11 protein-coding genes are annotated in these 13,054 nt (G+C 28.5%); 1 reads left to right on the top strand and 10 read right to left on the bottom strand.

Features of this window, described 5'->3' with window-relative positions:
• Window positions 1–13 precede the first annotated feature (13 nt).
• On the bottom strand, window positions 14–1,750 hold the full coding sequence (msbA, locus tag J3T98_RS00305; protein ID WP_267361841.1) for a lipid A export permease/ATP-binding protein MsbA: 1,737 nt from the start codon (window positions 1,748–1,750) through the stop codon (window positions 14–16).
• Window positions 1,751–1,999: 249 nt separating this feature from the next.
• Between msbA and J3T98_RS00300 the strand changes: the two genes are divergently transcribed.
• Window positions 2,000–2,893: a glycosyltransferase gene (locus tag J3T98_RS00300; RefSeq protein WP_267361840.1), complete on the top strand. Its 894-nt coding sequence runs from the start codon at window positions 2,000–2,002 to the stop codon at window positions 2,891–2,893.
• Here J3T98_RS00300 and rfbD read toward each other — a convergent pair.
• From rfbD to J3T98_RS00255, 9 genes are all read right to left on the bottom strand, one after another.
• A complete protein-coding gene (gene rfbD / locus J3T98_RS00295; protein WP_267361839.1) occupies window positions 2,888–3,754 on the bottom strand; it encodes a dTDP-4-dehydrorhamnose reductase in 867 nt (288 codons plus the stop codon). The two genes, J3T98_RS00300 and rfbD, sit on opposite strands and share 6 nt — an antisense overlap.
• A 3-nt stretch (window positions 3,755–3,757) precedes the next feature.
• A complete protein-coding gene (rfbC, locus tag J3T98_RS00290; protein ID WP_267361838.1) occupies window positions 3,758–4,294 on the bottom strand; it encodes a dTDP-4-dehydrorhamnose 3,5-epimerase in 537 nt (178 codons plus the stop codon).
• An 8-nt stretch (window positions 4,295–4,302) separates the two neighbouring features.
• Window positions 4,303–5,169, bottom strand: a complete 867-nt coding sequence (gene rfbA, locus J3T98_RS00285; RefSeq protein ID WP_267361837.1) for a glucose-1-phosphate thymidylyltransferase RfbA — start codon at window positions 5,167–5,169, stop codon at window positions 4,303–4,305.
• Between the two features lie 15 nt (window positions 5,170–5,184).
• Window positions 5,185–6,249: a dTDP-glucose 4,6-dehydratase gene (gene rfbB, locus J3T98_RS00280; protein WP_416380607.1), complete on the bottom strand. Its 1,065-nt coding sequence runs from the start codon at window positions 6,247–6,249 to the stop codon at window positions 5,185–5,187.
• Window positions 6,250–6,300: 51 nt separating this feature from the next.
• Window positions 6,301–8,427, bottom strand: a complete 2,127-nt coding sequence (locus J3T98_RS00275) for a rhamnan synthesis F family protein (protein WP_267361835.1) — start codon at window positions 8,425–8,427, stop codon at window positions 6,301–6,303.
• A 77-nt stretch (window positions 8,428–8,504) separates the two neighbouring features.
• A complete protein-coding gene (locus tag J3T98_RS00270) occupies window positions 8,505–9,419 on the bottom strand; it encodes a hypothetical protein (protein WP_267361834.1) in 915 nt (304 codons plus the stop codon).
• A 71-nt stretch (window positions 9,420–9,490) separates the two neighbouring features.
• Entirely contained in the window at window positions 9,491–10,432 is a 942-nt protein-coding gene (locus J3T98_RS00265; protein ID WP_267361833.1) for a glycosyltransferase family 2 protein, read from the bottom strand.
• Window positions 10,429–11,556 carry a polysaccharide pyruvyl transferase family protein gene (locus J3T98_RS00260; protein WP_267361832.1) on the bottom strand — a complete coding sequence of 376 codons (1,128 nt, stop codon included), beginning with the start codon at window positions 11,554–11,556 and terminating at the stop codon, window positions 10,429–10,431. The genes J3T98_RS00265 and J3T98_RS00260 overlap by 4 nt, the downstream gene beginning before the upstream one ends.
• 4 nt (window positions 11,557–11,560) lie before the next feature.
• Window positions 11,561–12,832: an ATP-grasp domain-containing protein gene (locus tag J3T98_RS00255; protein ID WP_267361831.1), complete on the bottom strand. Its 1,272-nt coding sequence runs from the start codon at window positions 12,830–12,832 to the stop codon at window positions 11,561–11,563.
• Window positions 12,833–13,054: the final 222 nt, after the last annotated feature.

Below are 13,054 nucleotides of genomic sequence, written 5' to 3'. Positions count from 1 at the left end.
TATTCAGTTTGCTCTAGCTATTAAATTGCATTTTATGCATTTGTGCATAAGTTCCATTCAAACTCATCAATGTCTCATGGTTACCATCTTCTATTACTCTTCCGTCATCAATAACAAGAATACGGTCCGCCTTTTCAATTGTAGATAGCCGATGAGCAATAATAATTGATGTTCTATTTTTCTGAAGTGTTTCTAACGCTTTTTGCACAAGCCTTTCTGATTCATTATCTAATGCAGAAGTAGCTTCATCAAAAATTAATATAGGGTTATCACGTAATAAAACACGTGCTATTGCTATCCGTTGTCGTTGTCCACCTGATAATAAAATACCATTATCACCTATTTCAGTATTTATTCCGTGTTCCAACTTATTAATAAACTCAATAGCATTTGCTTGTTTAGCTGCTCTGAGAATATCATCTTCGCTATGAAGTCCTTTTTCTCCATAAGCAATATTTTCAGCAATAGTACCATTAAATAAATGAACATTTTGTGATACATAACCAATTTGGTTGCGTAATGATTTCAATGTATATTTTTGAATATTTATAGAATCTATCAGAATTTCACCTATAGATACATCATAAAAACGTGGCAATAAGCTTGCAATTGTCGACTTACCTGCTCCTGAACGGCCTACAAGAGCTATAGTTTGACCTGCCTCTATTTTTAAACAGAAGTTATTAAGTGCTGGTGCATTTCGTGTTGGATAAGTATAAGTAACATTTTTAAACTCAATATTACCTTTTACTCGGTCAACAACAATAGTTCCATTATCATTCTCTAATGGAGAATCTAAAAGTGAAAATAGTGATTCACATGCAACAGCACCTTTTTGAAGCTCAACATGAAGACTTGTTAGTTCTCGTAATGGACGCATTACAGCTATCATTGCAGAAAAAACAACCGTAAATGATCCAGGTGTAATATCTAAATTTTGAGTAGCAACCAAATAAAGTATGAATCCTAAACCTATTGTCGCAATTAGCTGAATTAAGGGTGTTGATAATCTTGAAATTACTTCTATTTTCAACATACCCTTTCGAAAAGTATTAGTTATATTATTAAAATTACGTTTTTCATAATCTTTTGCATTAAAAATCAAAACTTCCTTATGTCCTTTTAACATTTCATCACTAGCTATAGCAATTTGCCCCATTCCCTGCTGCATTGAGGTAATGGTTTGCCTGAACTTTTTAGCAATAAACTGAGCGATAAAAATAATTAAAGGAACTAAAATTATAAGCACAGAGGCTAATTTCCAGCTACCATATAACATAACAATACATAAACCGACAGCATAAGTTATTTCACGAATAAGTATAATTAAAGCGTCAGATGAGGCTTTTGATAACATCTGTGTATTGAAAGTGATAATTGAAACTAAATCACCTACAGACTGTTTATCATGAAAGCTGGTAGGACTTTTAATTAAATGATTAAATATCATCTGCCTAAATTTAGTTACCACTTTCCCTGATAACCAAGAAAGACAATATGTTGAGACATAATTAGACAATCCTCTAAGTAAAATCAATCCAATAATTGCAATTGCTATGAGAATCAAAAGAGAATAATTTTTATCCATTAAACCATAGTCAAGCAATGGCTTAGTAAGTGATATTAATGTGGCATCTGTAGCTGCATTCAACAAAAGTCCCAATACGGCTACAATTAATGCTTTTTTAAAGGGTTTTACATATGGCCAAAGTTGTATAAGAGTGTTTAAAGAATTATATTTTTTAGACATAATAAAAAAGTAAATTTCAAATTAAGATATATTATACTATAAATAGACAGTTTCTCGTTAACTTTATTCTTCCGTAAAAAAAATACATTTGAATAACAAAGCTTGATTAGTCCAAGCCATTACCATTAAAAAATAAAATTTAAGTTAACTTTAATAACAAGTTATATCATATTTAAAGGATAACATCCTATCTTTACTATTAACAACAAGATATAATATTAAAATTATTTATAATAATTTTTACAAAAAATGAACATAACAGCTGTAATAATTTTATATAATTCAGATATAAAAAGTTCTGAAACTATCCAATCCCTTTTAAATACTCAAAAAAAACATATTAATTTAAATATAATTATTTGGAATAATGGGCCTAAACAACTTGATATCAATGAATGCGAAGAATTCGAATCTAAATTTAATAGACAGAATGTTCACATTTCAATTTATGAAAACACAAATAACATTGCTCTAAGTAAAATCTATAATTTTTTTATTAATAAAGAGAATTTTGATTTTTTTTCAATTTTAGACCAAGACTCAATTTTAGCTTCAGACTTTTTCCAAAATATATTATTAAATAATACGTTCGATATAATTATTCCTTTTATATATTCCGCTAACTGGAGAACAAAAGAAAAATCGCTGTGCTATCCAATTTATGCCCAATCTGAAAAATTATTAGATAAAGCTACATTTGAGATGGGTGAAATCGAATCTATTGCTTCTGGATTAACAATATCCCATAAATTGATAAATTATCTATACCAAACTAAAACTCAAATATTTAATGAGAGTTATGCTCTATATGCTATAGATACATGTTTTTTCATTGATTTAAAAAAATTAAATAACACAAATTTCAAAGGATTGTGTATTGGCAAAATTAATCATTCTTTGAATTTCAATCTACATAATAAAGCCCAAATTAGTCCAACTCGAAAACTTGAAATGGACTATTCAAAAATATTGAATAAATTACATTATGAAAATAAAACTAGTATAAAAGTATTTTTATATATGCTACGAAAATTTATTCGAAAAGAATACTCACTTAATGTTTTCCTAAAATTATCGCGATGCTTAATAGCCAAGAAGCACCCAAGATGTTATAAACCTATCAAAGCAAAACGTTTATTATAAATTTATTTTAGGAATAACGTGCATAAGTGCCTCGTTCCAATTAGAACTTTTAATGCCTAATGACTTTATTTTTTCCATACTAAGCACAGAATACATAGGCCTAAGTGCCCTTGTCGGATAATCTTTAGTTAAAATTGGTATAATCTTAATATTTGCATGTTTAGTTGATGGATTTGATCTTTTTTTTATATCAAAAATACGTTTTGCAAACTCATACCAGCTAACTGTTTCGTCGCCACAATAATGATAAATTCCACCAGGACAATTATTTTCAAGCATATTAAAAATAGTTAATGCTATATCTCCTGCATAAGTTGGATTGCCTTTTTGATCATCAATTACAGACAACTCTGTTCTTGTTTTAGATAGCCTTAGCATAGTTTTAACAAAGTTATGACCATATTCACTAAAAACCCAAGAGGTCCTAATTATAATAGAGGATGGATTATTATCTAGAACTAAAATTTCACCATCACGTTTTGTTTTACCATAGACATTGATAGGATTAGTTATATCACCCTCATTATATGGAATATTTTTTTTACCATCAAAAACATAATCAGTGGAGACATGAATAAGTTTTATATTATATTTATTTGCTATAACAGCTAAATTTTGCGATCCAAGAACATTAATTTTATTGGCTAAATCTTGCTCTTCCTCTGCTTTATCAACCGCTGTATAAGCTGCTGAATTAATAATAGCATCAGGCTTGTATTTGTTAATAATTTTTTCTATTGCAAAACTATCAGTTATGTCAAGCTGTTGTTTATCAGTTTCAATTAGCTCATAATTTGAAGGGAATATCGTTTTTATACATTGACCTAATTGACCATTTGAACCTGTTAACAAAACTTTCATTAGCTAGAATAACTCCATAAATGTTTTACCACGTCTATCTTTATCAGATAATATTGGATTAATAATTGGCCAATCGATATTAACGGTAGGATCATTCCATAATAAACATTTCTCAGATTTAGGATCATAATAATTAGTACATTTGTATTCAAAATCAGCAACATCAGATAAAACTAAAAAACCGTGTGCGAATCCAGGTGGAATCCAAAATTGTTTTTTGTTTTCTTCTGATAAATTAACGCCAACCCATTTACTATATGTAGGCGAACTTTTGCGGATATCAACAGCTACATCATAAACTTCTCCCCTCACAACTCTAACAAGTTTACCTTGAGGGTTTTCTGTTTGGAAATGAAGACCTCTTAATACGCCTTTTTGTGAACGAGAATGGTTATCTTGGACAAAATTTAATTCATTAATTTCAAGCATTTCTTGATAACGTTTTAATGCAAAAGTTTCTAAAAAAAATCCTCTTTCATCACCAAATACTTTAGGTTTAATTATTTTTACATCAGGAATATCTGTTGTAATTACTTCCATGAACTCTCCTATTGCTCAATTAATTTAGCCAAATATTGCCCATACAATGTTTTACTAGAACTCACAGCTTCCTCTTTAACTTGTTCTGCTGTAAGCCAACCATTACGATATGCAATTTCTTCTAGACAAGCGACTTTCAATCCTTGTCGATTCTCGATGACTTGGACAAATGATGAAGCTTCAAGTAAACTATCATGTGTACCTGTGTCAAGCCACGCAAAGCCTCTTCCTAAAATTTCAACATCTAGTAAGCCTGCATCTAAATACATCTGATTCAACGTGGTTATTTCTAATTCCCCACGATGTGATGGCTTAACTTGCTTTGCCATTTCGGTAACATTTTCATCATAAAAATAGAGCCCTGTTACTGCCCAATTGGATCTAGGTTTGATAGGTTTTTCTTCGATTGATAGTGCTTTAAAGTTTTCATCAAAATCTACAACCCCAAAACGCTCAGGATCAACAACTTGATACCCAAAAATAGTAGCTCCTTGTTTTTGAGCTGCAACCTTAGCCAATTTTTTACCAAAACTTTCACCAAAAAAGAGATTATCACCTAATACTAAAGAACATCGTTCTTTTTGAATAAACTCTTCAGCAATTAAAAAAGCTTGTGCTAACCCTTCAGGTTTAGGTTGTTGTGCATAACTTAATTTAATACCAAAACGTGTACCATCACCTAATAAACGTTTAAACATAGGTGAATCTTCGGGAGTAGTAATAATCATAATATCACGAATACCTGCAAGCATAAGTACAGATAAAGGATAATAGATCATTGGTTTATCATATACAGGTAATAACTGTTTTGAGATACCTCGAGTGATTGGATAAAGGCGAGTTCCAGAACCGCCTGCAAGTACAATGCCTTTCATAATATTTACCTGTTATTAAATAACACTCTGTCGCCATCTAGCATATGATCCATCTTTAATATGATCACACCATTGTTTGTTTTGTAAATACCACTCCACAGTTTTACGCATTCCAGTTTCGAATGTCTCTAATGGTTTCCAACCTAAATCTTCAAAGATTTTTGATGCATCAATAGCATAACGTTGATCATGGCCAGGTCTATCGATGACATGAGTGATTAAATCTTTATAATACTTAATATGCTGTGGCTTATTGGGTGCTAATTCTTCGAGTAATTCACAAATAATATTAACAACCTCAATATTTTTACGTTCATTATGTCCACCAATATTGTAAGTTTGGCCAACGTTAGCTTGAGTTGCAACTAAATAAAGAGCTCTAGCATGATCTTCAACATATAACCAATCACGTATTTGTTGACCATTGCCATATACAGGCAACGGTTTACCCGCAAGAGCATTAAGTATCATTAACGGGATTAACTTTTCAGGAAAATGGAAGGGGCCATAGTTATTAGAACAGTTTGTAATAATAGTAGGTAAACCAAATGTTCTATGCCAAGCACGCACTAGATGATCACTTGAAGCTTTTGAAGCTGAATATGGACTACTAGGAGAATAAGGTGTTTTTTCAGTAAATAGATCCTCCGAACCATGAAGATCCCCATAGACTTCATCCGTTGAGATATGATGAAAACGGAAAGTTTTTTGCTTATTTTTCTCTAATGTACGCCAATAGGCTAAAGCAGCCTCTAGTAAAGAGTAAGTACCAATTATATTAGTTTCAATAAATGAAGCAGGATTGTCTATTGAACGGTCAACATGACTTTCAGCAGCAAGATGCATAATAACATCTGGATTAAACTCTGTGAAAACGCGATCTATTGCACTTCGATCACAAATATCTATTTGTTTAAAATGAAATCTGGTATTTTTAGCAATATGATCTAAAGACTCCAAATTACCAGCATAAGTCAATTTATCAATGACTAATACCTCATCTTCTGTTTGTTCAATAATGTGCCTAACAACAGCAGAACCGATAAAACCAGCCCCTCCTGTAACAACTACTTTCATTATTTTCTTCCTACAAGAATTGTTAAAAAATAAAATTCAAAATAACTATTAATTCTAATATAAAGGACTCATAAATCTTTCATATAAATCTTCTAAGTTTTTAATTGCGAGATCTGTATTTGTAAATTTGTTTATTTCATTCCTTAGTAATTTTGATATTGCGTTATATTCATTTGGGTCGCTAGAGTATTTCTTAATATCATTTACTATATTTTTTTCTAAATCAATCCAAGAAGAATATAAAGTATCTAGCTTACAAATATCTTTAGGAAAATACAAATTATTATAGACAGCAAAAGATATTGAACCACACAAAACAGGCTCAATAAAGTATCCATCATAACCTTCTCCGAAGGTAATAGCAAACATAGCTTTTGATATTAACTTCTTATAATCTTCGACTTTCATTTTCGAAATTGTAACAAATTTAAAATCAGGTAATTCTTTCATTAAAAGATGCACAATTGAATTTTTGTATTGATTTATATCTGGAGATAAAACTATAATTTTTTGCTTTTTATTAAAAGGAGTTATGTGTAGTTTTGGTATAAACGGTGTAAGTAAATAAATAGGGCATTTATATTCAATTTCTTTTTCTCTAACGCAATAACGTTGGTGAGCAGCAGTAATAGTTAATTTATTAGAACAAATAAATTTCGCTTCTTCGATATTATATAAAGGAGGCATCAATTCATCAGATTGATTTAAAATATTTATACGAAAATCAGAAATAGACCATAACCATATAAGCTCTTCATTGGTTAAATCGCTTATAAAATCTTTCAAAAAATACTCTGGAATATTCAATAATAACTTATTCGGCAAAATCTCCTTGATTAGGTATTTAAACGAGATTGGAGGAATAGCATAATCAAAATAAGGATTATCAAAAATAGCATTGTTAAGTGGCAATCCAGACTGAATTACAGTAACATCCTTCATTATTTCTGATGCATTCTTTGCTAAACGATCTATCGATAACATACCGCCCGAAATTGACTCTCTCATGATATTAAAAAATATAACCACATTACCATTATAATTGTTTAATAATTCGCATAATCTTTTCTTTTGAATAATATCATAGTTTTTAATATGGGAAGGATAATAACCTAACTTAGAAGGACGCTTTTTGAACGTAAATCTTAACTTTTTATTATTAATTGTTTTTAATAAAATCTTAGGCATTTTGACAACATCATGTAAAGCTTGAGGTGTTAAAGCCTTAATCAGTGTTTTTAAAAATGATTTCGAATGCTTTTTTTCATTTAAGTTTGTTTTTTTGAAAGAAAATAGATCATTAATAAAAGTTGGAATAACATATTTAATTATTTCAAAAATTTTATTATATTTAGTCAATTTTGAACTATCAATAACAACATTTCTTTCTCTTCTTATATTATAAATATAGGATAAATATGGATAATCACAAAATTTTTCACAAGAAATAGAAAGATTATCTACTTCATTAATATTTTCTATATTTTCAACAAAATTATCTATTTTTAATAGAGGAAAACCATTTTTAATTAACATCAAAGCTTCTGCAACTGAAGAAGCTGAATTCAAATAGAACAACTTAAAATAGCAATAAATTTTTAATTTGTTTTTTAAAAAAAATAAACCTAATTCTTTTCCATAATCGTCATTATTTATTTGATTATTTTTTAGCATATCTGGGCAAAAAAAATTCCTGAACTCTAACGTGTTAAAAAACTCAGAACGTATAGCTAAAAAGCAAGCATCAAGATATAAATCTGGATCTTTATCATCTAAGTAGGATTTTTGCTCATTACTAATTTGTTTTTCTTTTATCTTAGAAGGTAATAACCCCCAAACATCAGTGTGTATGGAATCCATTTTACTAAATATTGATTTGAAAGAATTTACACATATACAGCTGTCATTTAATAAAATCAATTCTTCATATTTGCTTATAATGTCCCACCCAACATAATTTTCAATTAACTCCGAATAAGCCTCAATAAAATTATCTTGATTATTAGAAAACCAACTGTTTTTAACATAGGATTTTATTTTTAATAATTCTGATTCTGGAAGTTCAATATCGCTAATATAATAAACATCTGCATAATTTGCCATTTCAATTATATAATCAACAACATAAGTAGAAATCACTTTATCGTAATTATGCCCAGCAAATAAGCAAATTTTTTCCACACTATTTCCTTTTCCAGCAAATAAGTAGTTTAAAAATGAATTCGAAATCAGGCTTAAATAATGTAATATTTCCTGAATTATAAACAAGTCTGATTTGTAGGTTTAATATTTTTATCTATATTATAAAAAGATCGGGGATGCCGTTTAAATATAACGCATTTTATTAACATAATGAAACTTCTGAAATTTAAGTTATCCTTATGCTTCATTTTGTATGCATAAATCAAATTTCTTCTTATTTCATTTTTAGGATTTTTGCTTCTATATATTCTCAATAACATTTTAGCATAGGCTATTTCAAGTCTAGTTCTTTGATTTTGTTCTTTGAAAGAAACTTCACAGGTCATATCATGATACATTCTCCCTATACATAATCCATCTAATGTTGCAGCTTCGGGAGTTTCATGTATTAAATCAAAAAAACGATGATCAGTATGATAAAAAGCGAATTTTTCATCAAAAACATAATGATGATTAGTTAATAATATATTAACTAATTGTTTTGAAATAGCTGTTCCTGAATTAATGGTCCTTATATCACCTAAACTAAACTTTCCTGTAGAAATAACTTGGTCTTTTAATTCATAGTCACAAGGGAAACAATGTTTCTCATCTCTTTGTTTAGGATAAACGGCAGGACAGATCATTGCATAATTACTATTACAGTGAATATATTGAAAAAAATATGAATCAATCATTGAATCTTGATCAAAAATAACAAAAAAATCATAATTTAATTGATAAATAAAATGATTATAGATTCTACTTAGAGATATATTCCTAATATCTTGAAAAATTGATGAATTAATTTTCTTACTATTACACAATTTCAAAAAATTCGAAATATCATACTCATCTAAAAGAACTGAACCATTATTCCAAATGACCAAATTTAATTCTATTTCATTTAAATCCGAATTTAATATGGATTTCAGTGTCATAGAATCTGAAAGAGAGCTGTTATATAGTACAACCAAAGCGTTAATTTTCATATTAATGCTAACAATAAAATTATATTTCCCCTCATTTTACCATAACTTTTCTATAAGTTAAGTTTTAAAAATCAATTAAATAATTTTTTCTTTAATTTTCTCATGGGTATTGTATATATAGATTTCCAACATCTAGAAAATAAATTTTTTTTAATATTATTTTTATTAACTTGATTTTCATGATCGGTTTCGATAGATTCATAAATTCCAAATGTATATCGTAAATAAAATATAATTTCAGAATAAATTTTATCTGCAATTTTAAATTCTGTTTCGCGATTAAAATCCAACAAAGCTCGAGTATGATGATCAGCTCTAATCCAAGGATGTTTTCCTGAACAATTACCCTCACCTGTTTGCTGATAAACCGACATAATTCTATTGATAAAATACATATCTCCTTTTAGCAATAGATAAAAAAACTGACAATTATCATATAAAAAAGATTCTTTATATTTAATTTTATCTAAATCAATTAACGACATCCTTATCACTCTACTTGTTAATTGATTAATGTAACCACTATATTCATTAAGAATCATATCGATAGAGATTATAGAATTATTTAATACAACCTCATTATTGACCAATAAAGAGTCATGTTCATTTTCCCTATAACGATCATTGATATTTACTATTTTTGATTGAGAAGCACAGAAGCTACATTCCGGATTCTGTTGAAGAGCAGTAATTTGAAGATCTAATTTTTTTTCATCACACCAAAAATCATCACCTTCTAATACAGATACATATTCAGTAGTTACAGATTGGTATGCTTTCCAAATATTTAATTGAGCACCTACATTTTTCTCAGAAATAAAGGCTCTAACTTTTCCTGGGTACTTTTCTTGATATTTCTTAATAAGCAGAGCTGTTCCATCTGTTGAAGCATCATCAAATATATTAATAATATAATTATACCTTGTTTTTTGTGATAATACAGAATCAATAGCTTTTTCAAAAAATTTAGCGTGATTATACGTTATCAATAAAACGGTACAGATAGGAGTCATGATATTTCCTTACAAAGTTCATCCAATTTTTCATCAATAATAGTTGACATAAATTCAATATATTTTTTTAACGATAATAATGGTTTTTCCTTTAACCTATTTAGAAGATTAGGAACTTCCTGCCAATCATTTGTAAAACAATTTAATCTCATAGAATGACCAAAAAGATCTTGGAATTTAGTTAATTGGGTATTGTGGATAACTGCTGCATTTCTATTATTTGACATTGTTGTTATAGCAGCATGAAGAGAAGATCCTATATAAAACCAAGCCCCCATTAATAAAGAGCCTATTTCTTCCAAATTTAAAGTATCTGGTAGTAAATAAATATGACTATCAATAAAATTAATCAAGTCTTTATGATCATGGTATGATTTTATAATTGGTAATAGAAGAATAATACAATTATTGTTAATCGCAAAATCATTTAAAGAGCTTCTAACATTGTTTATTTCATGTTTTTGAATGGAGGTGTGATTAATATTGAATATTACGTATTTTTTATCTAATATCGGAAAACCAATTTTGTTTTCCAAATTATTTAAGTAAACTTTGTAATCAGAAAAGTACCTGTTAAATATCCACCCTATATCAGGTACTATTTTTATATTAGAATTAGACGTTAACAAATCTGTTTCAAGATTTTTTTTACTTAAAATCCCTCTAACACCAATATAATTTAACTTATCAATATCTTTAATTTCTATTTTATTATCATCGTTTAAATAAAGAACTCCAACTGAAAACCATGCCTTAAAAGCGGGGTAATCTAGCCAATCAAAAAAAGTATCGGATACTTTTTCAGATATGACTGGTGAGTCAATATTTTTATACATTTCATGCCAAACTACTTTGTCATATCTATGAATTACTTCACCACCAACAACAATAATTACTGTTGGATTATATTCTTCCAAGCTTTTACGAGAATATCCATAAAACCTCTCATTTTCAATAACAGTACTTGTAGGTGTAAAAAAACGAAATTCAGCATTGGGTAATCGTTTTAAAATTTCTTGTTTTGCAATAAAAGGAAATAAACTGTCTCCATAATTTTGAATATCAGCTACAGACATTAAAGCAATTCGAATTTCTTGAGATGATTTATTGGATATATCAGTCACTTTATTACATTCTCCAATCCATTAGAACATCTATATTATCTACATCAAAAACTGGTATGCCTAAATTTTGGAAAACATTTATTCTTTCTTTATAGGAATTATCAATAAAAATTGCTTTATCAGGTTTTATATAGTTACTTTTATTGTCATCTGGATTTAATTTTATAATTTCAGCAAATAAATTAGTAGATATCGATAATTTTTCCAATGTAAGATAAATATCATCAATGTGCTTAGTTATTAATTTGACTTTAATTCCTAGATTTTGGCATTGATATAAAAACCATATTACTTTTAAATTAATACCATTATTCCAAGTAATTGTATCATCAAAATCAATATAAACAATTTTATATTTATAATCAATCTCATATCTCGATATTAGAGTTCTATCCATTCTTATATTATAGTTATTATTTAAAATTGTAATGTTGTCGTACCCCATAAAGATATAAACACTCAATAAAGGAAGGTTAACACCTTTGGCCCTAGACAAACACATTGTTCCAGCACATCTAGTAGAGATTTCAAGTAGTTTCCATTTATTATTAATATCTTTTTTGATTTGAAACCACCATAATCCCTTAAAGGTGAGATTATTATTGATAATTTTAGCTATTTTTTCTATTTCTTCAGTCAATTTTTCATTTTGACCACAAACAGTTACTCCAGCAAGTAATCTTTCTCTTGAACGAGGTAAAATAAAGAGTAATTTTCCTTTCAAATCAGTTAAACAATCAACGGTGTATTCAATCCCAGGTAAATACTCACAAATTACATAATCGCTTAAATCTTCAGGTAATTCATTTACATTATTGATCAGACTAGCGCCAACGGCTCCTTGCCCTTGTTTTGGCTTTATAAAAAGAGGGTATTTTTTAATTTCTTGAAAAACCTGTGGACAAAAATCATAATTTTTAAATAACTCATATGTCTTTTCTTTGTCACGGCATATTGCAGCTGTTCTACTGTCAGCCACAACAATTTTTGCTCGAATCTTATCTTGATTAGCAGCAAAAAAATCTGCTACTGAATCATGTGTTGGAAATACTACATCTATTTTATTTGTAATTAATAATTCATTGAATTTATCAATAAAAACTGGTGAATTTATCATCGGCACATTGGATATATAGTTTTGAAAAACATATTTTCCATGACGTTCAACTGACGATGCACCAAAAACCTGAATATTTACACATGACGACAGAGCATCGTGCAATTCAATTGCATTAATTTCACCTGCAGGAAATATTAAAACATTAATCTTAGCCAAAAATAACCTCCAAAATTAATTTCATATCTTGTTCGTTATAACGTTGCTCTATTGGTAAAGGTAATAAATAATTTTACAGATGCTTCTCATAAGAATTTAATGGATGCAATTTTTCAATATTTGGGCAATATTTAGCAACATACATACGATTTTGAATTAACTTATCTCTAATTTTATTATTTCTTATAAAATAAGAATAAACCATAGGTACATCATTTTCAG

Origin of the sequence: Gilliamella sp. B2772 (genome assembly GCF_026536985.1) — a bacterium.
Taxonomy (GTDB): Bacteria; Pseudomonadota; Gammaproteobacteria; order Enterobacterales; family Orbaceae; genus Gilliamella; species Gilliamella apicola_E.
Note: the sequence above shows the minus strand (reverse complement) of the source record. Positions and strands in the feature narration are given on the sequence as shown.